This window comes from Rheinheimera aquimaris, from assembly GCF_020531985.1.
GTDB lineage: Bacteria > Pseudomonadota > Gammaproteobacteria > Enterobacterales > Alteromonadaceae > Alishewanella > Alishewanella aquimaris.
Genome location: NZ_JAJAVQ010000003.1, coordinates 37,622 through 60,700 on the forward strand (window position 1 = coordinate 37,622; position 23,079 = coordinate 60,700).

Genomic DNA, 23,079 nt, shown 5'->3' on the forward strand with positions numbered 1-23,079 from the left:
TTAACTCTGTTTGTCTTTGTATTCGCACATCCCCGCCATTGCAGGGCTAAAGTAAGTTCAGTTGATAATACTAAAGCGCCTTGCCAACAGAAGCGCCGATAACCACACCAAAGCTCATAAGCAACACCGCTGCAATAAATAATGCCAATACAATAACCCCGGATTTCTGGGCTTTTGGTACAGAACGCCACCAGTTTTTAAGTGCATTCATGGTGTTATTTTTCCAAATTTAACCGCTAGCAATTAGCGAACAACATTAACTTTTTAACGCTGTTCACGCCTGTTTCGTTATGCGTTATCTTTGCTTTAAAGGGCGGCACCGTTGACTAAAATTTCCGACCATTGAGGCTTTTTTATCCGATATTTACTCTCAATTATTTCATTATGCTTATTTAATTTGATGGTGTAAGGAATAGCTCTCCTCTCGTTACCGAATTTTCTTTGCTGTAAAACCTGAGAACTGGCAATCCAGGTCTCGCCTGTGTAATTCACCTTATGCACCATATTTTTAACAGCCTCAACATCGTCGTCCAGTGCCACAGCTAAAAACCTTACGCTTAGCTGATGTGAGTTTCTGACCGATTCAATTTCAGAAAGTGAGTGGTAACAAGGCGCGCACCAGGACGCAAAAAAATATACAACGGTTTCATCGCCATAAAGCTGTGAAAATGCCTTGCTGTCGCCGTTTAAGTCTTTTAAGGCGATGGTTTCAATTTCAGTTCCGCGTATAGCGGCAAAAGATGGTGCAAAAAATCCCAAATGATTTGCTGCATAAATTAATGCGCCCAGCAAAAACAACGTCGCAGTTATCCAATACCTCATATTGAGCTAACACCTAAATCTACATGCCCCCTACCGGCTCGTTTTTCATGGCGTTTTTTAGGCATAATGGCTTGTTGCATCACTCCACTGTTCATCGGAAAACTTTAATGCGCATCAGTAAGGTAAATCACTGGGTAAACTCGGTCAGCTAACGCCGCCAGAACGCGGCAGCTTTGTAGTGAAGGCGAAGCCGCAACGAAAAAGACGTCGCCGTGACTGGCCTTGTTAAATTTTTATAGCGCCATATGCAGCAACGGATAGGCTTTACCCTGCCCATCGACGGGGGAGCGCCCTGTCACTTTAAAACCAATATGCTGATAAAAACCTAGCGCTTGCTCATTCTGTTCATTAACGTCGACCTTTGACGCTCCCTGCTCGTTAATAGCATTTGACGCTAACATGGCACCGATGCCTTTTCCGCGCTCATCAGGTGAGATGAACAACATTTCAATATTACCGTCATGTACGCCGCAAAATCCCTGTATTTCACCATTGCCGTTTTTAGCGCACCTTAAATCAACAGCGTCAAAGTACTGTTCCAGAATTAACGGCTTTAACTCCTGTAGATCATCTTCAGCTAAAAAGTCGTGGGTTGCTCTGACCGAGGCTTCCCAGATTGCTAAAAGCTGAAGGTGATCTGCTTTTTCTACGATATCAATATTCATCACTAAACCCGATTGAAAATTTAACATTTTATTATTGTGCATGCTTGCTTCCTAATTTCCGATAGAGGAAACAGTCACTCTTATGCCACTGTAAAATAACAACAATTCTCGGCACTTCCACTTTTACATTCTGAAAAAACGAGCATGCTCTATATTTCTGGTGCGGTGCGTTATATTTCTGCGCAGCGCAATAATAAGTACCTAATTTATAGCATGTAAATAAAACCAGCAATCAACTTGTGCGCAATGTTAACGGGATATTTGACCTGACATGGCTGATATTTGAAATAACACTGTATGTAAATACAAATCTTTTACTATGCGCTTAAATTATAAAAGATGGTGTAGCCTTCAGCCGCTATTAGCACTGAGCTGCCATGCACCCAGCGCGCGATGTTCGCTACCACACAGACACCTTAAGAATTTCAGCGCATGCTAACGAACGTTGACCGGTAATAGTCGACGCAACGGTTATCAGCAAATGTTCGTTTCCCCAAACTCAATAAAGGTGATCCTTATGTCAAACACTAACACTACAGCCATTAATGCCCATAAAGCAGCGGCCGATGAACACCGCGCATGTGCAGAACACCACAGTAAAGCGGCGGCTTGCCATGAGAAAGGTAAGCTGGAAGATGCCAAAGACTGCGCGAGCAACGCCATGAGTTGTTGTGACACGGCCAGTAAAAAATCGGCAAGTGCCTGCGCTTGTTGATGACGCTCCGACGTTGTCTATCCCTCGCAAGGGTAACGAATAAACTAACCAAGGTTAGAATGGTACGGAGGTATTGATGTTTGAACTTATTGCCGCCTTTATCGTTTTTGTGCTTGTAATTCTGGGCATGTCGATTCGCTTTCTTGTGAGCGGACGCCACTTAAAACGCAGTTGCGGCAGCATGACCAACATGAAAAAGTTAATAGGTTATACACCTTGCGCCCTATGCACTCAAAACACATCGGATTGCAAGCTTCGGTTGCCACCGTCAGCAGACTAACGTCACAATTTCAGTGATACGAAGCGTAACCATTGATCAAGCTGCAACGGGCACTCAGCTGCCGAAGTATTATCTGCAGTTGCACAACATAATGAGTTGCCCGAATAAGGCCCGTTAAGCTTCTGGCTTATCGGTTGCAACTTATTGTGCGCTTTCAAGCAACTGGATTATTTCCTGATAAAAAGCGGCTTTTTCCAGCTGATACTGCGCTTTGTCAGTCGGGTATTTTGCAGCAAGTTGCAGTTTAAGCTGGTTTAGCTTTGCCACCAGATCCGGCCTGGCCTGCATCAACCTTACAAACCCCAGCTGCCTGGCAATGTTGTGGTGTTCAACGGCATAGATATGTAAGTGCACTTTTCGCTGCGCTTTAGCAAAGTAGGCTCTACCCTCTATGCCGTAAGCCGCGCGGTATTCAAAGCCCAAAGCAGCAAGCGGGCGAATAAAGTGTTGCACCCGCTCAAGCTTGTCGACAACACCCAGTATATCGATGCAATCCTTCGCATACAGCCCCGCTACTGCGGTTGAACCGATATGATGCAATGTAACGGCGTCATCACATGCTGCCGCTATCTGCTGTGCTTGTACCTGGTACTCGCCGGGCCAGGCTGCGTTGTAGGGAAACAAGTACATATCTGCCATCAACGCAGTTTCAGGGTCATAAAATGGCTGTTCGGGTCTAGCTTATACTGGCCAAAAGGGCCGCAATCGCTAAAACCGAATTTACGATACAGCGCTCTGGCCGGGGTAAAATAGTCCTGAGTGCCGGTTTCCAGGCTTAGTGAGGTAAAGCCCTGTGCTTTGGCATGGTCGATTATAAAGTGTAATAACGCCTGCCCTACGCCCTTGCCCCGGAAGGCCGTGGCAGTGCGCATTGACTTTAGCTCAGCCTGCTTGCTGTCCAGCATTTTAATCGCGACACAGCCGGCCAGAACATCATCCTGCCAGGCGCTGAAAAAACGGATATGACTGACTTTTAAGGCATCGACATCCAGTGCGTGCACACTTTCAGCTGGCGAGGTGGCATACATATCAGCCAGGTGTTCTTGCAGCAAGGCAATCACTTCACCGCCGGTTAAATCATCTAAGCGGATCTGCATATCAGCTGACCTTTTTGGCATAGCTGGCACGGTCTATATCCACCACTTCTACCGTATGCGAGCAACTTATCAGCTCAAGTTTAAGCAGCTGGTTCAGCACAGATTGCGACAAATGCTGTTTTTGCTCCAGGTTGCGCCCGCTTAAAATTCTAAGCTGCACATGGATAAAATCGCGATGCTCTGCGCCACTGATATGCTGCTGGTACGCTTGTGCCCGCACTTTGATATCAGCGCCGCCCGGCTCAAACAGCTCTGACTGCAGTGCACCTTCAAACACTGCCGCCAGAATAGGTGCGGCATCTAGCCTATCTGAATATTCAACAACACAATGCGGCAAGATAAGCTCCTTATTTCGATTAAAGTGAACGCTAAAAACATACAAATTCATATGCTTATAATTAAATCTGCTAAATATCAATTTGCTTTAATTGTGCCGATTTACTCCTGGCAATTTTCGGGGGTGATTGCTCAGCGGCGATAAAAACGGCTTTGAAGATAACCATCAACAACTTGCACGTAAGCACCGTTAGACCGCGCTGTAAAGTCAACTGTACCTAAACGGACGCCGCAAAATTGATAATCTCGCGTTGTGCCTTATTTACTGCTTTATTTAAAATAATGTTTGTACTGAGGATAAGATTCTAAAAACTCATCCATTTTCGCCTTGCTCGCGGCAACAGCCACACTCTCAGTCCCTTTATCATTAATTACTTTTGCAGGAATACCGGCAACGGTTTTATTATCAGCAACATTTTTATTAACCACCGCATTAGCAGCAATCTGGACTTCATTGCCAATTTCGATCTCGCCAAAAATTTTTGCACCGGGCCCAATCCAGACATTGCTGCCTATTTTAGGCACCAAAATACTGCCCTCTGCAGAGTTGTTAGAGCCTATATTTACTCCCTGATGTATATCACACCACTTTCCCACTTTAGCAGAGCCATTAACCACAATATTGCCGAAATGATTTATTCTCAGCCCCGGGCCAAATACATTAGGCGGTATATCAAAACCTAATTTAATTCCCAGTCTATGCTTTCTAACCTGATACGCTCGCAACAGAATGATTGACAATAAACTTGGATTTTTATTTTTATAGTACTCAACCTTCCGTAACAAGATTTGAAACTTCCAAACGTCATCATTTATTTTCGGTTTACTGTATTTTTTATCTAATGCAAATTTATCTGCTTCAAGATAAAACTGAAGATCGTCTTTACTTTTTATCATCTCATTTCCAATTCAAAACACCTCTATTGAATAGGTTATAACAGATGTTAAATATATCAAATCTTTTAAAGCGTCTGGTCTTATTGAGCTTTAACCGTTGCCTGCCAGTTTACCGCTTGCCATTTACCCTCACGCTTTACAAAGGTACCACTGTTTAAATAACGTTTTGTGTCAGCGCCTGACCTGCCTACCAATACAAAGGCCACTACGGCTGTGTTGCCATATTGCATAATGCGTACGTCTTCACTGCTGTATACCGTTTCTATCTCGTCAGGCTTTAACATACCGCGGCTGGTAACACCTTGCATCAGCTCAGCTTTACCAAAACGGCTGCCGCTGGAGCTGGTATAAATAAGTTCATCCGCCCAGTATTTATCATGAATAGCGGCATCATTTCGGGTGGCGCCTTCTAAAAACTCGCCTAGCAATGTTGTAAGCTCGGCTTTGTCGTCAGCCACGGCCTGCATAGTGCAGAACAGTAATGGCAGAACAATCAGGATTTTTTTCATCAGAGATTCCAATATGTTGTTTTTGCGTGCTTCAGAGTAACAATTTTTTGTCATTTCGCAACGTAAACTCATTTGAGTTAAAAAACACTTTACCTCAAGTTTGGTTAAGGTTTTACAGTGCGCGCTTTGTCGGATAACACAGAGAGCGTTATAGGAGTATCAGATGCAACATACAGCACCTCGCTGGTTCGATATTGGCTTAACAGCATTAGCACCGCTGATTTGGGGCAGCACTTATCTGGTGACCACAGAGTTTCTACCACCCAACGTTCCCTTGTTGTCAGCAGCCCTGCGTACCTTACCCATCGGATTATTTATGCTGCTGTGTTTACGCCAGCTCCCTGCCAGAGGTTGGTGGGGCAAAATCTTTCTGCTTGGCATGCTGAATATCGGTGTATTTCAGGCGCTGCTGTTTGTAGCTGCTTATCGCTTACCCGGGGGTGTAGCGGCAACCATAGGCGCCATTCAACCCTTAGTGGTGGTGCTACTTGGCTGGGCCTGGTTTCAGGCTAAAACGGGTTTACTAAGCTGGATAGCCGCGCTTTGTGGTTTAGCGGGCGTCGCCATGCTCGTACTGGGGCCCGAGGCTGCGCTGGATCTCACCGGTGTAGCTGCCGCTGCAGCTGGTGCATTTTCTATGGCTTGCGGTACTTTGCTGACAAAAAAATGGCTGCCGCCCGCCAATGCTATGGTACTGACCAGCTGGCAGCTTACTGCAGGCGGGCTGTTTTTGCTGCCACTGGCGTTGATATTCGAGCCGATGCCAGCCCATTTTAGCTTGCTGAATATTGCAGGGTATTTGTGGCTAGGTGTAATAGGTACCGGATTAACCTACGTAATGTGGCTAGGTGGTGTGCTGAAAATGCCTGCTGCAGCCGTTACTACACTGAGTTTGCTTAGCCCGTTAAGCGCTACAGTGCTTGGAGCGCTGGTGCTGCAGCAACAGCTGACCTTGCTGCAAACGCTTGGTATGACAGCCGTGTTACTGGGCGTTTGGCTCGGCCAGCGTCCGGTTAGGAAAACAGCCACAAGCCCAGTTGAAAAAACAGAGTTAGCGATAAAAAAGGCGCCTTAGCGCCTTTTAAACACAACATAATTAAAAATTATTTCAGCATGATTTCACGTAGCTGATACTCGCCGGTTAGCTTTCTTACGTCCGGGTATTTCGCCGCGATTTCATTCGACATCTTTTCGTCGGCTTCAGTCCATTTTTTCATAAAGGCATCGTACTTTTTCTTATTAGGCTCTAAATCAGCGCTGTTATTAAAGGTCACCACCAGCAGCATGTTGAAATCTCCGCTGTTGGGTAAATCGCTACCATATATTTTCCAGTCTTTGATGTAGCCGAGTTCTTTCTGGATCTTTACCGCTTTAACCCAGCTGTTCTGTAAACCGGCCAGGTATACATCACCCATGTTGGGGTCAACCTTAACTGTAGTTACCGTCATAATTTCAGTGCCAAGATCGTAGTCTTTATAAACTTCCAGACGATCTTTTGCCTGCAGGGAACAACTAAACACTATGCTCAAAAGTGCTATCAGAATCTTTTTCATCTTAAATTTCCTTTTATCGAGAAATAATCTGCTCACATTAAATTCAGACACCGAGCACCGCAAAGTATAGTAAGAGCTGAGATAACTGCAGTGTTATTGATATAATTTAAAACAAACAAGGCTTTACAAGAGAAAAACCAAAATTAAAACAATATAAAAACAACAAAAACCATTAAATGCACATAAATAAAACAAATACGCAAAAGAAAAGAAGCGCGCTATAAATAAGATTCACATTGATTGAATAGCGAACAATAAAAAAGACGCCGAAGCGTCTTTTTTATTCAAATAATTATTTAATTACATGCTAATGCCGCCGTCGATTTCTACCACCCGGCCGGTGAAGAAATCGTTCTCGAAAATGTATTTAGCAGTATGAGCAATTTCGCTGGCCTCGCCTAAGCGCCCTACCGGCTTCATTTTCTCTAACCGATCACGCGCTTCTGGCTTCATCGCATCGGTCATTGCAGTGCGGATAACACCCGGTGCAATAGCGCCAACTCGGATACCATAGCGGCCCAACTCGCGCGCCCAGGTTACGGTCATTGCTACTACACCGGCTTTAGACGCGGCGTAGTTGGTTTGGCCCATGTTGCCAGCACGTGCCACACTCGACATATTGATAATCACGCCCTTAGTGCCGCGTTTTACCATAGCTGCGGCCGCTTCACGGCCACACAGGAACACGCCTGTCAGGTTAACGTCGATAACTGACTGGAATTGAGAGAGCGACATTTTGCTTTGCAGCTCGCCGTCTTTATATTTCAGCAGCAGACCATCGCGTAAGATACCGGCGTTGTTAATCAGGCCGTCGATACCGTTAAAATCGCTGTCGATTTGCGCAAAGGTCGCTTCAACCTGCTCTTCATTAGCGACGTTAGCAATGTAGGTATGTACTATGGTGCTGGCACCCAGCTCAGCTTTAGCAGCTGCCAGCTGATCAGCGTTCATATCGATTAATGCTAACTTAGCCCCTTCGGCAGCACACATGCGCGCCATTTCCAGGCCCAGGCCTTGTGCACCGCCAGTGATAACGATGGTTTTGTTTTGCAGATTCATCTGACTTTCTCCGTAACCGCCTGCGCTACGAACATTTTTGCTGCGACACGCCACAAGCCTTCCATGGGGCTCGATTCCGGCCATCCATGGCCTGCAACGGTCTTACGCAAAAAGTATCTTCGCGCAGGCTTATTATCTTTCTCAACGAAGCTCTCCGCTCCGCTCTACTTAAATGCTTCTTAAAAGTGCCATTAACGCTAAGGCTGACACGGATGTACTTTTTTGCCAGACCGTGTTTTTCATGGATGAAAAACAGGAGCCTACAGGGACGTATTTACGGCGTGTCTGACAAAAAATGTACGCAGTGGCAGTCGTTCTATCCAACTGCCACCGTTATCCCGGTCTAACCCGCTTTCTTTTCAAACAGCTTAAAAATGCTGGAAAAATCCAGTTTGCCATTACCAGCCCGCTGGTGCGTTACATACAGGCTGCGCGCCAGTGCGCCCATTGGTGTACTGCTTTGGCTTTGTAGTGCCGCTTCCATGGCCAAGCCTAAATCTTTTGCCATTAAATCAACCATAAATCCGCCCTGATAGCCATTCGACGATGGTACGTTCTCCATCACATCAGGGCATGGGTTGTATAACTCCAGCGTCCAGTTACGGCCTGAGCTTTTCAGCATAATATCTGATAGCACTTTCGGGTCCAGGCCATTATCCACACCCATTTGCAACGCTTCTGAGGTGCCTACCATTAAAATACTCAGCAGCATATTGTTGCAGATTTTCGCAACCTGGCCAGCACCGACAGCGCCGGCATGAAACAGGTTTTTACCCATATTACCCAGCACGGTTTTAGCGCGCTCAAAATGCGCAGCGTCACCACCGACAATAAAGGTTAGCGTGCCGGCTTTCGCGCCGCCCACGCCACCCGATACCGGCGCATCAATAAAGGCAATACCTTGCGCTGAAAGGCCCGCGCCCACTTTACGTGCGCTATCAGCATCGATGGTAGAGCAGTCGATTACCAGCGCATCTTTACTGATATGCGCCGCTACGCCCTGCTCGCCTAAATACAGCCCAAGCACATGCTTGCCGGCAGGTAGCATAGAGATAACAAACTCAGCGCCTTTAACTGCCTCTGCTGCACTGGCTGCAACTGTTGCGCCTTCAGCTTTAACCTGCGCTAATGCCGCTGCTGATAAGTCAAACGCGGCCACACCGTGGCCCGCTTTAACCAGATTGATGGCCATAGGGCCACCCATATTACCTAAACCGATAAATGCAACCTTTGCCATATTGGCTCCTTACTCGTCTGTGCCCAGATGCCGCAGCGGATGTTGCTCTGGCGGCCACGGTGAGCGAAATAGTTCAGCAATAACCGCTTGTGGTACATCAGCGACGGTTTTGTATTGCCACTTCGGTTGTAAATCTTTGTCCATCAACAGTGCACGCACGCCTTCGGTAAACTCACCCAATTTGCCACACTGCACGCTTAAGCCCAGCTCTAAACGGAAGCTGTCTGCCAGAATTTTGCTTTGGCCGAGCTTTAACAGTTCAAACACGATATGCGCGGTGATTGGGCTGCCATAGGCCAGTGAGTCTTTGGCTTTTAGCAGCCATTTATCCTCACCCTGCATCGCATTGATTGCAGCGATCACCGTTTCAAGCTCGGTTAAACCCTCAAGTGCTTCAATCTCGCTTTGATGCGGCCTAATTTGACTCAGTGGCATTTGCGTGCGGCACTGTTCTTCTTCACTACGTAGCGCATCAGACAGCTTCTGATGATTCAGCGCTATGGTATCGCCCCAGTTAATCGTTTTAAGCTTGTCGATAAGCGCCGCTTTGCGCTCGTGCAGTACAAAGTGATCTGCAAGACCAATAAACTTGGCATCAGCCGCGTTGATAGAAGCGCCGGTTAACCCTAAAAACAGCCCACAGCCCGGCGGCATACGGTTTAAAAACCAACTGGCACCAACATCCGGATACAGACCTATCGCCATTTCCGGCATCGCTATCCGGCTGGTTGCGGTAACCACTTTGTGCGACGCACCAGCCATCAGGCCTAAGCCGCCACCCATTACAATGCCATTGCCCCACACCAACACCGGCTTGCCAAAGGTGTGGATCAGATAATCCAGCGTGTACTCTTTAGTGAAGAACTCTTCGACGTAAGGTGCGTACTCGCCGGGTTTATCCAGCATGGCTTTGTATAAGTCACGAATGTCACCACCGGCGCAAAAGGCTTTATCGCCGCTGCCATCGAGAATAACCAGGCTGATTGAAGGATCTGCCTGCCAGCTTTGCAGCTTAGGCAGTAATGACTCCACCATCGGTAAGCTCAGCGCATTCAATGATTTTTCTGAATTAAGCGTGGCAACACCGATTTTTTTACCGTTCTGTGCTGTCAGCTCCTGATACAGCACGACTTCATTAACCGCGCTCATTAGCCGTTCACCCAGTTCGCTTTGCGTTTTTCTAAAAACGCTTGCACACCTTCGACCTGATCTTTGGTATCGAACAAACCAACAAACAGCTCGCGCTCCAGAGGCAACGCGCTTTGCATCGTGCCGCTGCGGCCTTTTTGGATCAGTGCTTTACACGCCGTAACGGCTGACGGGCTTTGCTCGGCGACTTTATCAGCCATTGCCAACGCACTTTCCAGTGCCATACCCGTTGCGACGACTTCTTCTACCAAGCCAATTTGCTGGGCTTTTTCGGCGCCGATACGCTCACCGCACAGGATCATGCGCTTTGCCCAGCCCTCGCCGACCAGCCAGGCCAGGTTTTGCGTACCGCCAGCGCACGGTAATAAACCGACTTTGGCTTCAGGCAGCGCCATCTGCGCTTGCTGCTCGGCAATACGGATATCACAGGCCAGTGCGACTTCTAAACCGCCGCCCATGGCATAACCGTTAATGGCGGCAATAGACACACCACGAAATGCACTTAAGGTTTCAAACGCTTCGCCAAAGATACGCGCCATATCACTGGCTACGGCTTTATCGCCGTCGGCAAACAGTTTTAAATCTGCACCGGCTGAGAAGAACTTCTCGCCTTCACCAGTAATGACTAAGGCATAAATATTTTTGTCGGCATCCAGGCTTCTAACCGCATCACGCAGTTGGGTTAAAGTATCTGCCGTCCAGGTATTTGCCGGCGGGTTAGACATGGTGATAAGCGCCGTGTGGCCGCGTTTTTCGAGTTTTAGTTGAGCCATTGTTGTCTCCTGATTTAGCCGATGTAGGTTCGGTAAACGCTGCAACGGCCTTATTCACACCGACACGCCGTAAACCCATCCCTGGGGGCTCGTTTCCGCCCGTCCAGGGCTTCAACGGTCGGTTTAGAACAAGCCCGTCTTCGCTACATCAGCCTGATGAAACTATTATTCTCAAATTCGATTACAGAATGTCGCCTGCCGCTTCATCCAGTAAACGCCGGCCAATAATCAGCCGCATAATTTCGTTGGTGCCTTCCAGGATCTGATGCACACGTACATCACGGAAATGACGCTCCAGCGGGTATTCTTTGATGTAGCCATAACCACCGTGTAACTGCAGCGCCTGATCACATACCTGGAAGCCAACGTCAGTAGCAAAGCGTTTCGCCATTGCACAGTACGCTGTCGCTTCACTGTCTTTTTGATCCAGCTTAAACGCCGCTAAGCGCACTAACTGACGCGCAGCTACCAGCTCGGTTGCCATATCGGCTAGTTTAAACTGCAGCGCCTGAAACGCGGCCAGTGGCTTACCAAACTGCTGGCGCTCCAGCATATAGTTACGCGCGGTGTTAAGTGCCTGCTGCGCTGTACCAATTGAACAGGTTGCGATATTGATACGGCCACCGTCTAAGCCTTTCATGGCAAAACTGAAGCCTTCACCTTCATTACCTAACAGGTAATGCGCAGGAATCCGTACATCTTCAAAAGTGATCAAGCGCGTTGGCTGCGCGTTCCAGCCCATTTTTTCTTCCGCTTTACCGTAAATAACGCCTTTAGCATCAGCTGGTACGATAAAGGCCGAAATGCCTTTTGGCCCGGCTTCACCGGTACGCGCCATCACTACCAGTACTTCGGTAGAGCCGGCACCAGAGATAAACATTTTCGAGCCGTTTAATACGTACTCGTTACCATCTTTTTTCGCAGAAGTGCGAAGCCCGGCTGCATCTGAACCTGAGCCAGGCTCAGTTAAGCAATAAGATGCCAGTTTCTGGCCGGTGACTAAATGCTCCATCCACTCTGTTTTCGCGTCACTGGTACCCCAGTTGGCGATCATCCAGGTCGCCATATTGTGAATGGTCAGCATCGCTGTCGTCGCGGTGCAGCCCATAGACAGCTGTTCGAAAATAATTGATGAATCCAGGCGTGATAAGCCCATACCGCCGTCATCTTCTGGCGTGTACAGCGAGCAGAAACCCAGCTCACCGGCTTTTTGAATTACGTCTTTTGGAAAGTGGTGATCGCGATCCCACTGGGCAGCGTGTGGCGCCAGTTCTTGTTCGGCAAACTGTTTGGCCACATCAACAAAGGCTTGTTGGTCTTCTGTTAAATTGAAATTCATAGTTGGTCCTGCTTATCCAATCGGCTCAATTGCTTTCGTACTTTGCCGTATTAATCTTTCTGAACCTGAGTTCATTTCGGACTGCAACGCGGAACCGGAACAACTAAGCAGACGATCAAAAGCGAGGATGGGAGATCCGAGCGGGTCTGCGTGTTGTTACAGTGGAAGCGGTTGCCTACACCGAACGGCGAGGACCACACTTTACACACTGACACGCCATAAACCGTCCCTGGGGCTCGATTCCGGCCATCCATGGCCTCCAACGGTCAGCTTAGTAAAGTCTGGCCCTCACCCGGATCCATTAACGCAAGTTAATCGACATATTCGGGCCAGACACCTGAATATCGTCATCAAACCAGCGAGCTGTAATGGTCTTCGTTTCTGTATAGAAACGCACCGCCTGCTTACCGTAAGCATGCTGGTCGCCGTAGAACGAGCCTTTCCAGCCAGTAAACGAGAAGAATGGCAGAGGTACCGGAATAGGAATATTAATACCCACCTGGCCCACTTCCACTTCGTGTTGATACTTACGCGCAGCCGCACCGCTGGCGGTGAAAATAGAGGTGCCGTTACCATATGGGCTGTCGTTTACCACTTTCAGCGCTTCATCCAGTGAAGCAACGTGCATGGTAGACAATACCGGGCCAAAGATTTCTTGCTTATAAATTTCCATCTCGGTAGTAACGTTGCTAAATACCGTCGGGCCAACCCAGTTACCGTTCGGGTAACCGTCAACCTTACAGTCAGAGCCATCCAGTACGCAGGTCGCGCCTTCTTTTTTACCTTGCTCAATCAGCGATAACACGCGAGCACGCGCCTGCGGGCTGATTTGCGGGCCGTAAGCGGCGTTCGGATCGGTATAAACACCCGGCCGTACCTTGCCGATAGCTGCAGCTACTTCCGGGATCCAGTCTGCTGCTGCGCCTACGAATACCGCGACAGAAATCGCCATACAGCGCTGACCGGCTGCGCCAACTGAGGCACCAACTAAGGCATTGATAACCTGCTGTTTATTAGCATCCGGCATAATAACCATATGGTTTTTCGCACCGGCAAAAGCCTGCACGCGTTTTAAGTTGTCAGTACCGGTTTTGTAAATGTACTGGCCAACATTAACTGAACCCACGAATGAAATCGCTTTAATGTCCGGGTGGTGCAAAATGGCATCAACCTGCTCTTTCGCACCATGTACAACCTGTAACACGCCTTTTGGTGCACCGGCTTGGACAAATAACTCGGCGATTTTATTTACCGTCATCGGATCTTGCTCAGACGGTTTTAAAATAAAGGTGTTACCACAGGCAATGGCCATCGGGAACATCCACAGCGGGATCATCGCCGGGAAGTTAAACGGCGTAATACCGGCACACACGCCCAGCGGCTGAATGTAGCTGTAGGTGTCAATGCTGCGTGCCACGTTTTCAACCGTTTCACCCATCATCAATGATGGAATATTAGCGGCTTGCTCTACTACCTCGATACCGCGCCATACGTCACCTTTGGCGTCTTCTACTGTTTTACCCAGCTCACGGCAGATAATGTCAGCGATATCGGCCTGGTGCTCTTTTAACAAATGCGCAAAACGCATCATTAAACGGGCGCGCTCAGATACCGGCACTTCTTTCCAGGTTTTAAACGCGGCTTTTGCCGATTCGATGGCGCGTTCCATCTCACTTGGCGTGGCGCAAGCCACCTGAGCAATCACATCCTGCGTTGCCGGGTTGGTAACGGGGATCAGTTTGTCGCCTGTTGGTGCGACAAACTCGCCGTCGATAAAATGCTTAACCTGTTGTGTCATATTGCTTCTCCCGATTGTTGGGGGAGACTGCCAGCGTGTTATCTATGTAATTATTTAATGCAGCTGACAGTCAAAGTGTTTGTTATAAAACTTCTACGGCCAGTGCTACGGCTTCACCACCACCGATACACAGTGAGGCAACGCCTTTGCTCAGGCCACGATTACGCAGCGCGTGGATCAGCGTAACCAGAATACGGGCACCAGAGGCACCGATAGGATGGCCCAGCGCACAAGCACCGCCGTTAACGTTTACTTTGCTCTCATCCAGGCCCAGTTCGTTAATCGCCAGCATGGTTACCATGGCGAAGGCTTCGTTAATTTCCCAAAGATCAACCTGCTCTTTATCCCAGCTGGCTTTTTGCAATACTTTTTGCATAGCGCCAACCGGAGCCACAGTAAACAGTGCAGGTTCCATTGAGTTAGTAGCATGAGCAACAACGCGGGCTAATGGCTTAGCACCTTGTGCTTTAGCCTCGCTTTCACGCATCAGAATAAGGGCAGCAGCACCGTCTGAAATGGAACTGGAGTTTGCAGCAGTAATAGTACCGTCTTTAGCAAAGGCCGGACGCAGTGTCGGGATTTTGTCTACTTTGGCATTGCCTGGCTGCTCATCAACGTTAAAGGTAACTTCACCTTTACGCGTCTGGAAGGTTACCGGGGTAATTTCACCTTCGAAAGCACCAGAGCTGATAGCTTGCTGCGCACGGGTTAACGATTGCACAGCAAAGGCATCCATCTGCTCACGGGTAATGCCTTTTTCATCAGCAGTGCCCTGAGCGAAACAGCCCATGGCTTTGCCATCATAGGCATTTTCCAGGCCGTCTAACATCATATGATCTTTAATCTGGCCGTGGCCCATACGGTAACCACTACGCGCTTTATCTAAAAGGTACGGTGCGTTACTCATCGACTCCATACCACCAGCCACCACCACATCGGCGCTGCCGGCTTTTAATAAGTCGCTGGCTAACATCACGGCTTTTAAACCCGAACCACAGACTTTATTGATTGTGGTTGCACCAGCTGTCAGTGGTAAACCAGCTTTTAACGTCGCCTGACGAGCAGGAGCCTGGCCTAAACCGGCTGGCAGCACGTTACCCATGATCACTTCGCTGACCTTATCGCCGCTTAAACCAGCCTGCTCCAGTGCCGCTTTAATCGCGGTAGCACCAAGTACAGTAGCGTCTACATCAGATAAACCGCCCATAAAGCCGCCCATAGCAGTGCGCTTAGCAGCAACGATGACAATATTGTCGGTAGCCATAAAGTTCTCCAAAAAAGCTGTCGGCTAAAAAGTTGCTCCAGAGCCTACACCAAATTTACGTTTACGCCAACGTCAACCACCTAACACTATGGTAGTGTGCAATGCGTTTGGTTCAGTAAACTGTACAGTCAGACCAGCCCGTATTGGCATTTTTGCTTTACAAACCTTGGAAAAATCTCATTTCAGCACAGAAAGCCGCCCGCCCTTAGCTTTACCTTTACGTAAACTTCACTTATATTGACTGCGTTTTCGGGGATGGCGTTTATGACAGAAAAAGAAGAAAAAACATACAGTATCAGCGAACTGGCCAAAGAGTTTGATATTACTACCCGTAGTATCCGCTTTTATGAAGATCAGGGGCTGATCACGCCACTGCGTAGCGGGCAAACCCGCATTTACAGCAAACGCGACCGCGTTCGCTTAAAACTGATTTTACGCGGTAAACGTCTGGGTTTTAGCCTGGCCGAAACCGGCCAGCTGTTCGAATTATATGATGCTGACAAAAGCAGCGTGACCCAATTAAATACCATGCTGAAGTTGATTGAGCAGAAAAAAGCCGAGCTACATCAGCAAATGGACGACATCAAAGTGGTGCTAATGGAGCTGGTAACAGTAGAAAAACGTTGCCGCGATACCTTAGCCGACGCCAAACATCATAAAACCGCTTAAGCGGTAAGACATAGCAAACGGGGATAGACCATGATTAGCAGTTACAAAGGCCTTAACTTCGATTTAGGCGATACAGTGGACATGATCCGCGAACAGGTAAATGCCTTCGCCCGCGACGAAATTGCCCCTCGCGCCGCTGAAATCGATGAGAAGAACGAATTTCCGAACGAGTTATGGCGCAAATTCGGCGATTTAGGTCTGCTGGGTATCACCGTAGATGAAAAATACGGTGGCTCAGGTTTAGGCTATGTAGAGCACGTTATTGCCATGGAAGAAATCAGCCGCGCCTCTGCTTCTGTTGCCCTGTCTTACGGTGCTCACTCTAACCTGTGTGTAAACCAAATCCACCGCAACGGTACTGAAGCGCAGAAAATGAAGTACCTGCCAAAGCTGTGCTCGGGCGAGCACATTGGTGCGCTGGCGATGAGCGAGCCAAATGCTGGTTCAGACGTGGTTAGCATGAAACTACGCGCTGAGAAAAAAGGCGACAAGTACATCTTAAACGGCAACAAAATGTGGATCACCAACGGTCCGGATGCACACACTTATGTGATCTACGCCAAAACTGACGTCAACGCTGGCAGCAAAGGTATTACCGCCTTTATCGTAGAGCGTGGTTTTAAAGGTTTCAGCCAGGCGCAGAAGCTGGACAAGCTGGGCATGCGCGGCTCAAACACTTGTGAGCTGGTATTTGAAGACTGTGAAGTACCGGAAGAAAACGTATTAGGCCAGGTTGGTCGTGGCGTACAGGTACTGATGAGCGGCCTGGACTACGAGCGCGTGGTACTGTCTGCCGGCCCGCTGGGCATTATGCAATCTTGTATGGACGTAGTGGTACCTTATATTCACGACCGTAAACAGTTTGGCCAGTCTATCGGTGAATTCCAGCTGGTGCAGGGTAAAGTGGCAGACATGTATACCCGCATGAACGCAGCACGCTCTTATGTTTATATGGTGGCTAAAGCCTGTGATCGTGGCGAAACCACGCGTAAAGACGCTGCTGGCGTGATCTTATATGCAGCTGAGCTGGCAACCCAAATGGCGCTGGATGCAATCCAGTTATTAGGCGGTAACGGCTACATTAACGAGTACCCTACCGGACGCTTACTGCGTGATGCCAAGCTGTACGAAATCGGTGCCGGCACCTCGGAAATCCGCCGTATGCTGATTGGCCGTGAGCTGTTTACTGAATCTAACTAAGCTTTTGCCAAAACGTGGGTGGAAGCGGCTGCTTCCACCCACGTTTTGTTTAACCCAATGAAAAGCAGATCCAGGCGAAGTGCGTAGCAGATTTTACTAAGCGAGCGATCAAAAGTGAGGCTGGGAGAGTCGAACGGGCGAGCGTGTAAAATGTGCGAGAGCAACGTAGCCGGAAATTCTGAGCCAAACCAGAAGGTAACCTACGTGACCAGAATTACCTCAAAAGTAAACCCTCGCTCTGAGGACTTCCAAAAAAACGCTGCAGCCATGCAGGCCGTAGTTGATGATCTGCAAAGCAAAGTACAGCAAATAAAACTCGGCGGCGGTGAAGCGCTGATTGCGCGCCATACCTCACGCGGTAAATTGTTCGTACGTGACCGTATTCAAAAACTGCTCGACCCGGGCTCGCCATTTTTAGAGATTGGCCAGTTTGCCGGTTGGGAATGTTACGAAGATTACGTCCCCAGTGCAGGCGTGGTCGCCGGTATCGGCCGTGTCAGTGGCGTTGAGTGTATGATCGTGGCCAACGACGCCACGGTTAAAGGTGGCACCTACTACCCGCTGACGGTGAAAAAACACTTACGCGCTCAGGAAATAGCCGAGCGCTGTCACCTACCCTGTATTTATCTGGTCGATTCAGGCGGCGCTAACCTGCCACGTCAGGATGAAGTATTCCCGGATAAGCTGCACTTTGGCCGCATTTTCTTTAACCAGGCCAATATGTCTGCCAAAGGCATTCCGCAAATTGCTGTGGTAATGGGCCTTTGCACCGCCGGTGGTGCCTATGTACCAGCGATGGCTGATGAAAGCATTATTGTTAAAGAGCAAGGTACGATCTTTTTGGCGGGTCCACCGCTGGTAAAGGCTGCGACGGGTGAAGAAGTCTCTGCCGAGGAGCTGGGCGGTGCTGATGTACACTGCAAAATCTCCGGTGTGGCTGATCACTACGCGTTAAATGACGAACACGCACTGCAACTGGCGCGCAATGCGGTATCACGCTTAAACCGCCCTGCCCCAGAGCAAATGGATATTAAACCGGCGCAAGAGCCGCTGTACGATGCCAAAGAGCTGTATGGCATTGTCGGTACCGATTTACGTAAGCCGTTTGATGTAAAAGAAGTGATTGCCCGTATTGTCGATGGCTCAGATTTTGATGAGTTTAAACAATACTATGGCGCAACCCTGGTGTGCGGTTTTGCACGCATTTTCGGCTATCCGGTAGGCATCGTCGCCAATAACGGGATCTTATTCTCGGAATCGGCACAAAAAGGTGCACATTTTATTGAGCTGTGTGCCCAGCGCAAAATACCCCTGTTGTTCCTGCAAAACATCACCGGCTTTATGGTCGGTAAAAAGTATGAAGCCGAAGGTATCGCCAAGCACGGCGCCAAAATGGTAATGGCCGTAAGCTGTGCCAAAGTGCCGAAGTTTACCGTGTTAATTGGTGGCAGCTATGGCGCTGGCAACTATGGTATGTGTGGCCGTGCTTACGACCCGACGATGATGTGGATGTGGCCAAACGCGCGTATTTCAGTAATGGGTGGCGAACAAGCGGCAGGCGTAATGGCGCAGGTGACCAAAGACGGTTTAGCCCGTAAAGGTGAAACACTATCAACGGATGCCGAAGCGGCACTGAAGAAGCCCATTATCGAGCAGTACGAAAAACAGGGCCATCCCTACTACGCCAGTGGCAGATTGTGGGATGATGGCATTATCGACCCGGCGCAAACAAGGATGACAGTTGGCCTGGCATTAGCTGCCGCGCTAAATGCACCGATTGAAGAGAGCCGTTTTGGCGTATTTCGGATGTAATGCCAGCATGATGCAGACAACCGCAATCGCTCCGTACAACTTTGTCAGAACACGCCGTAAATACATCCCTGTAGGCTCGTGTTTTTCGTCCATGAAAAACACGGTTCTGAGCAAAGTGCACTGTGCGCTTGCTGCAACCGCGATTTCGAAGAAATGCAGTCTCAAGTTGCATTAAAAGATTCGGAGAAAATATGACCCAGGTTTACACAGAAGTCAGTATCGACCCACATGGCGTAGCTACACTGACTCTAAATCGCCCCGAAGTGCATAACGCCTTCGACGACGCGATGATTGCTGAACTTATTGCCGTGTTGCGTGATTTAGCCAATAACGATGCAGTACGGGTGTTAGTGCTGACCAGTAATGGCAAAAACTTCTCTGCTGGCGCTGACTTAAACTGGATGCGCTCGATGGCGCAGAAAAACTATCAGCAAAACCTCAATGACGCCGCTGAACTTGCCACCTTAATGCACCGGTTAGATAAATTCCCCAAACCGACCATTGCACTGGTAAAAGGCGCGGCTTTTGGTGGCGCACTGGGCTTGGTCGCCTGCTGCGATATTGCCATCGCGGAAGAAAACGCCAGCTTCTGTTTAAGCGAAGTGCGTATTGGCCTTATTCCAGCGGTTATAAGCCCCTATGTTATGCGTGCTATTGGCGAGCGTGAAAGCCGGCGTTATTTCCTTACCGCAGAGCGCTTTATGGCGCCAAAAGCGAAAAAGCTCGGTTTACTACATGAAGTGGTCAGTGAAGGCGAAATGAGCGATGTGGCAGAAAGCCTGATTAACACCATGCTGCAAAACAGCCCTGCCGCTATGACAGCCGCGAAATCGCTTATTCATAATATTTATAACCGTAAGATCAGCAACAACGTTATCGCTCACACCGAGCAGGCAATTGCTGAAATTAGGGTATCGCCAGAGGGTCAGGAAGGCTTAACCGCCTTCTTAGAGAAACGCAAACCAGCCTGGCTTGGCAAGGAAGACGCATAATGTTTCGTAAAATACTTATCGCCAACCGCGGTGAAATTGCCTGCCGCGTTATCGACACCGCTCATAAACTGGGTATTCGCTGCGTAGCGGTTTACTCAGAAGCCGATGCCAATGCCCGCCATGTGCGCATGGCTGATGAAGCCTATTTGTTGGGCCCCGCACCAAGCAAAGACTCTTACCTGCGTAGCGACAAAATCATTGCTATCGCCAAGCAAAGCGGCGCAGAAGCCATCCACCCCGGCTATGGTTTTTTATCTGAAAACGAAGACTTTGCCAAAGCCTGTGAAGCTGCCGGCGTGGTATTTATTGGCCCTCCGGTTGGTGCTATTACCGCTATGGGCTCAAAAAGTGCCGCCAAAGAAATTATGGCCAAGGCCGGTGTACCATTGGTACCGGGCTATCACGGCGATGATCAGGCGGATAATTTGCTTAAAAGCGAATCAGCACGAATTGGCTACCCGCAGCTGTTAAAAGCCGCCTATGGTGGTGGTGGTAAAGGCATGCGCGTGGTATGGAAAGCCGAAGAGTTTGCCGATGCGCTGGCCAGTGCCCGCCGCGAAGCTAAAGCCGGTTTTGGTAACGACAAGATGCTGATTGAGCGCTATCTGACCAAACCGCGCCATGTTGAAATTCAGGTGTTTGCCGATAACCATGGCAATGCGGTGTACCTGGCCGAGCGCGACTGCTCAATACAGCGCCGCCACCAGAAAGTGATTGAAGAAGCGCCAGCGCCGAACTTTAGCAGCGAGCAGCGTAAAGCTATGGGTGAAGCAGCGGTAAAAGCGGCCAAAGCCATTGATTACCGTGGTGCCGGTACCGTCGAGTTTTTATTCGACGAAGACGGCTCTTTCTACTTTATGGAGATGAACACCCGCCTGCAGGTAGAGCACCCGGTTACCGAGATGATTACCGGTCAGGATTTGGTGAAATGGCAGCTGTTAGTCGCTGCCGGTGAAAAGCTTCCGCTGGCGCAGGAGGATATTCAGCTTGATGGCCACGCTATTGAAGTGCGGGTTTATGCTGAAGATCCGGACAACGACTTCCTGCCGCAAACCGGTAAACTCACCTATTTACGCCAGCCGGAAGCAAACCGTCATGTGCGCGTTGATACGGGCGTGGTTGAAAACGATGAAGTATCTCCCTTCTATGACCCGATGATTGCTAAGTTAATCGTCTGGGATGAAAGCCGTGATCGCGCTATCGCCCGTATGCTGCGGGCATTGGATGATTACCGTATTGCCGGCGTGACCACTAACCTGGGCTTTTTAACCAGCTTAACTGAGCACCCGGCCTTTAAAGCCGCCGAGCTTGATACCAACTTTATCAACAAGCACCAGCAAAGCTTATTTGCCCCGGCAAATAAAGAAGATAACCAGGCACTGGTACTGGCCACGCTGTACATTCTGACAAAACAAAAAGCACCGCAGCAAGCCTGCGCTATTACCAGCCCCTGGCAGTTTAGCCATGGCTGGCGTATCAACGAAACGCCAACCGTGGATATTTGTCTAAAGCACGGCGATTGCAGCACCAATTTAAAAGTACAGCAGCTACAACAACACTATGTGGTTGATGTGGCAGGTCAGCAGCTTTGCTGTCTGGCAGAGCTAAACGGTGATGAGCTAAGTGCAGTGCTGGGCGATCATCGTACCAAGGTGCGCGTAAGCCAATACCAGGACACCATCAGTGTGTTTATCAAGCACCAGCGCTACGACTTTATCTATCAGACTGAAGTGGCCACTGAGGTAGAAGGCAACGATCACGCCGGTAGCTTAACGGCGCCGATGAACGGCACTATTGTCGCCGTGATGGCAAAAGCTGGTAGCACGGTAAAAGCCGGCGAGACGCTGGTGATCATGGAAGCCATGAAAATGGAATACGCCATCAAAGCGCCAAAAGATGGCGTGGTGAATGAAGTGTTCTATAGCGCCGGCGATCTGGTTAAAGATGGCGCCGAGCTGGTTGATTTCTCGCCGGAGGAAGCATGAGTTTTCCCAAACAGGTGCGCATCGTAGAAGTGGGCCCGCGTGATGGCCTGCAAAACGAAAGCACGGTATCGGCCAGCGACAAAGTCACCCTGATCAATATGCTAAGCGCTGCCGGCCACAGCTACATCGAAAGTGGCGCTTTTGTCTCGCCAAAATGGGTGCCGCAAATGGCCGACTCGGCTGATGTTTTTAGCAGCATTACCCGCAAAGCCGGTGTAACTTACGCCGCGCTAACACCTAACCTGAAAGGCTATGAAGCAGCAAAAGCCGTTGCGGCAACCGAAGTCGCCATTTTCGGCGCCGCATCCGAAGCCTTCAGCCAGAAGAACATCAACTGCTCAATCAGTGAAAGCTTAGCGCGTTTCGCACCGGTGATGGATGCCGCCAAAGCCGACGGTATTAAAGTGCGCGGCTATGTTTCCTGTGTGGTCGGTTGCCCCTATCAGGGCGATGTGGCGCCGACAGATGTCGCGCGCGTAGCCAAAGCCCTGTTGGATATGGGCTGCTACGAAATTTCGCTTGGCGACACCATTGGTGTTGGTACGCCGGATAAAGTCAATGCCATGCTCGATGCCGTACTCGCTGTAGTGCCAGCCGACAAGCTGGCTGTGCATTTTCATGACACTTACGGTCAGGCGTTAACCAATATTTACGTCGCGCTAAGCCGCGGTATCGCTGTTATCGACAGCGCCGTAGCCGGTTTGGGTGGCTGCCCTTACGCTGCGGGCGCGTCAGGTAATGTTGCCAGCGAAGATGTGGTGTATTTACTGAACGGACTTGGCATTTCACACGGTATCGATTTAACTGCGCTGGCCCAGGCCGGCTGGTTTATTACCGACAAGCTCGGCAAGCAACCTAGTTCTAAAGTAGGATTGGCGCTCAAAGCCAAGTGCACGCAAACTAACAGTTAAAAAAGCGCGTAGAGGAT

Annotated in this window: 25 protein-coding genes; 9 read left to right on the forward strand and 16 right to left on the reverse strand. The window is 49.2% G+C overall.

Annotated elements, in window-relative coordinates:
• Window positions 1–70: 70 nt before the first annotated feature.
• From LHL18_RS09210 to LHL18_RS09220, 3 genes are all read right to left on the reverse strand, one after another.
• Window positions 71–211: a hypothetical protein gene (locus LHL18_RS09210; RefSeq protein ID WP_226766805.1), complete on the reverse strand. Its 141-nt coding sequence runs from the start codon at window positions 209–211 to the stop codon at window positions 71–73.
• A 95-nt stretch (window positions 212–306) separates the two neighbouring features.
• A complete protein-coding gene (locus LHL18_RS09215) occupies window positions 307–822 on the reverse strand; it encodes a TlpA family protein disulfide reductase (RefSeq protein WP_226766807.1) in 516 nt (171 codons plus the stop codon).
• Between the two features lie 233 nt (window positions 823–1,055).
• The gene (locus tag LHL18_RS09220) at window positions 1,056–1,529 is read right to left on the reverse strand and encodes an acetyltransferase (RefSeq protein ID WP_226766809.1); all 474 of its coding nucleotides are present in this window, start codon (window positions 1,527–1,529) and stop codon (window positions 1,056–1,058) included.
• A gap of 475 nt (window positions 1,530–2,004) precedes the next feature.
• Here LHL18_RS09220 and LHL18_RS09225 point away from each other — a divergent pair, with 475 nt between their 5' ends.
• Window positions 2,005–2,202, forward strand: a complete 198-nt coding sequence (locus LHL18_RS09225; RefSeq protein WP_226766811.1) for a hypothetical protein — start codon at window positions 2,005–2,007, stop codon at window positions 2,200–2,202.
• A 76-nt stretch (window positions 2,203–2,278) separates the two neighbouring features.
• On the forward strand, window positions 2,279–2,482 hold the full coding sequence (locus LHL18_RS09230; RefSeq protein WP_134055908.1) for a hypothetical protein: 204 nt from the start codon (window positions 2,279–2,281) through the stop codon (window positions 2,480–2,482).
• A gap of 141 nt (window positions 2,483–2,623) precedes the next feature.
• On the opposite strand, the gene LHL18_RS09235 is transcribed toward LHL18_RS09230, so the two are convergent.
• The 5 genes from LHL18_RS09235 to LHL18_RS09255 all read right to left on the reverse strand — a co-directional run bounded on the left by LHL18_RS09235 (window position 2,624) and on the right by LHL18_RS09255 (window position 5,321).
• On the reverse strand, window positions 2,624–3,121 hold the full coding sequence (locus LHL18_RS09235) for a GrpB family protein (protein ID WP_226766812.1): 498 nt from the start codon (window positions 3,119–3,121) through the stop codon (window positions 2,624–2,626).
• The gene (locus tag LHL18_RS09240) at window positions 3,121–3,579 is read right to left on the reverse strand and encodes a GNAT family N-acetyltransferase (RefSeq protein WP_226766813.1); all 459 of its coding nucleotides are present in this window, start codon (window positions 3,577–3,579) and stop codon (window positions 3,121–3,123) included. The genes LHL18_RS09235 and LHL18_RS09240 overlap by 1 nt, the downstream gene beginning before the upstream one ends.
• A gap of 1 nt (window position 3,580) precedes the next feature.
• Complete coding sequence (locus LHL18_RS09245; RefSeq protein WP_226766815.1) at window positions 3,581–3,916, reverse strand: 5-carboxymethyl-2-hydroxymuconate Delta-isomerase; 336 nt, start codon at window positions 3,914–3,916, stop codon at window positions 3,581–3,583.
• 269 nt (window positions 3,917–4,185) lie between these two features.
• Window positions 4,186–4,812: a serine O-acetyltransferase gene (locus tag LHL18_RS09250; RefSeq protein ID WP_134055922.1), complete on the reverse strand. Its 627-nt coding sequence runs from the start codon at window positions 4,810–4,812 to the stop codon at window positions 4,186–4,188.
• Window positions 4,813–4,892: 80 nt separating this feature from the next.
• Window positions 4,893–5,321 carry a nuclear transport factor 2 family protein gene (locus LHL18_RS09255; protein WP_226766817.1) on the reverse strand — a complete coding sequence of 143 codons (429 nt, stop codon included), beginning with the start codon at window positions 5,319–5,321 and terminating at the stop codon, window positions 4,893–4,895.
• Between the two features lie 163 nt (window positions 5,322–5,484).
• On the opposite strand from LHL18_RS09255, the gene LHL18_RS09260 reads away from it, so the two are divergent.
• On the forward strand, window positions 5,485–6,396 hold the full coding sequence (locus LHL18_RS09260) for an EamA family transporter (protein WP_226766819.1): 912 nt from the start codon (window positions 5,485–5,487) through the stop codon (window positions 6,394–6,396).
• Between the two features lie 28 nt (window positions 6,397–6,424).
• Here the strand turns inward: LHL18_RS09260 and LHL18_RS09265 are convergent, their stop codons facing one another.
• The 8 genes from LHL18_RS09265 to LHL18_RS09300 form a co-directional block, all read right to left on the reverse strand.
• The gene (locus tag LHL18_RS09265) at window positions 6,425–6,874 is read right to left on the reverse strand and encodes a hypothetical protein (RefSeq protein ID WP_134055926.1); all 450 of its coding nucleotides are present in this window, start codon (window positions 6,872–6,874) and stop codon (window positions 6,425–6,427) included.
• 300 nt (window positions 6,875–7,174) lie between these two features.
• Window positions 7,175–7,933, reverse strand: coding sequence for an SDR family oxidoreductase (locus LHL18_RS09270; RefSeq protein ID WP_226766820.1), 759 nt, complete (start codon window positions 7,931–7,933; stop codon window positions 7,175–7,177).
• 343 nt (window positions 7,934–8,276) lie between these two features.
• Window positions 8,277–9,170 carry a 3-hydroxyisobutyrate dehydrogenase gene (mmsB, locus tag LHL18_RS09275; RefSeq protein WP_226766822.1) on the reverse strand — a complete coding sequence of 298 codons (894 nt, stop codon included), beginning with the start codon at window positions 9,168–9,170 and terminating at the stop codon, window positions 8,277–8,279.
• 9 nt (window positions 9,171–9,179) lie between these two features.
• Window positions 9,180–10,319 (reverse strand): enoyl-CoA hydratase/isomerase family protein, encoded by a 1,140-nt coding sequence (locus tag LHL18_RS09280; RefSeq protein ID WP_226766823.1) that lies wholly within the window; start codon window positions 10,317–10,319, stop codon window positions 9,180–9,182.
• Window positions 10,319–11,092 (reverse strand): enoyl-CoA hydratase, encoded by a 774-nt coding sequence (locus LHL18_RS09285; RefSeq protein ID WP_226766825.1) that lies wholly within the window; start codon window positions 11,090–11,092, stop codon window positions 10,319–10,321. The genes LHL18_RS09280 and LHL18_RS09285 overlap by 1 nt, the downstream gene beginning before the upstream one ends.
• 181 nt (window positions 11,093–11,273) lie before the next feature.
• Complete coding sequence (locus LHL18_RS09290; RefSeq protein ID WP_226766826.1) at window positions 11,274–12,431, reverse strand: acyl-CoA dehydrogenase family protein; 1,158 nt, start codon at window positions 12,429–12,431, stop codon at window positions 11,274–11,276.
• 301 nt (window positions 12,432–12,732) lie between these two features.
• Entirely contained in the window at window positions 12,733–14,229 is a 1,497-nt protein-coding gene (locus tag LHL18_RS09295) for a CoA-acylating methylmalonate-semialdehyde dehydrogenase (RefSeq protein WP_226766828.1), read from the reverse strand.
• An 82-nt stretch (window positions 14,230–14,311) separates the two neighbouring features.
• Window positions 14,312–15,493 carry a thiolase family protein gene (locus LHL18_RS09300; RefSeq protein WP_226766829.1) on the reverse strand — a complete coding sequence of 394 codons (1,182 nt, stop codon included), beginning with the start codon at window positions 15,491–15,493 and terminating at the stop codon, window positions 14,312–14,314.
• A 264-nt stretch (window positions 15,494–15,757) separates the two neighbouring features.
• Between LHL18_RS09300 and LHL18_RS09305 the strand changes: the two genes are divergently transcribed.
• The 6 genes from LHL18_RS09305 (at window position 15,758) to LHL18_RS09330 (ending at window position 23,062) form a co-directional block, all read left to right on the forward strand.
• Window positions 15,758–16,162, forward strand: a complete 405-nt coding sequence (locus LHL18_RS09305) for a MerR family transcriptional regulator (RefSeq protein ID WP_134055942.1) — start codon at window positions 15,758–15,760, stop codon at window positions 16,160–16,162.
• A gap of 30 nt (window positions 16,163–16,192) precedes the next feature.
• Window positions 16,193–17,362, forward strand: a complete 1,170-nt coding sequence (locus LHL18_RS09310; RefSeq protein ID WP_226766831.1) for an isovaleryl-CoA dehydrogenase — start codon at window positions 16,193–16,195, stop codon at window positions 17,360–17,362.
• 204 nt (window positions 17,363–17,566) lie between these two features.
• Window positions 17,567–19,174 (forward strand): carboxyl transferase domain-containing protein, encoded by a 1,608-nt coding sequence (locus LHL18_RS09315; protein ID WP_226766833.1) that lies wholly within the window; start codon window positions 17,567–17,569, stop codon window positions 19,172–19,174.
• Between the two features lie 191 nt (window positions 19,175–19,365).
• Window positions 19,366–20,166, forward strand: coding sequence for an enoyl-CoA hydratase/isomerase family protein (locus LHL18_RS09320; protein WP_226766835.1), 801 nt, complete (start codon window positions 19,366–19,368; stop codon window positions 20,164–20,166).
• On the forward strand, window positions 20,166–22,151 hold the full coding sequence (locus tag LHL18_RS09325) for an acetyl/propionyl/methylcrotonyl-CoA carboxylase subunit alpha (protein WP_226766837.1): 1,986 nt from the start codon (window positions 20,166–20,168) through the stop codon (window positions 22,149–22,151). Before LHL18_RS09320 ends, LHL18_RS09325 begins: the two co-directional genes overlap by 1 nt.
• Window positions 22,148–23,062: a hydroxymethylglutaryl-CoA lyase gene (locus LHL18_RS09330; RefSeq protein ID WP_226766839.1), complete on the forward strand. Its 915-nt coding sequence runs from the start codon at window positions 22,148–22,150 to the stop codon at window positions 23,060–23,062. The genes LHL18_RS09325 and LHL18_RS09330 overlap by 4 nt, the downstream gene beginning before the upstream one ends.
• The last annotated feature ends 17 nt before the right edge of the window (window positions 23,063–23,079 follow it).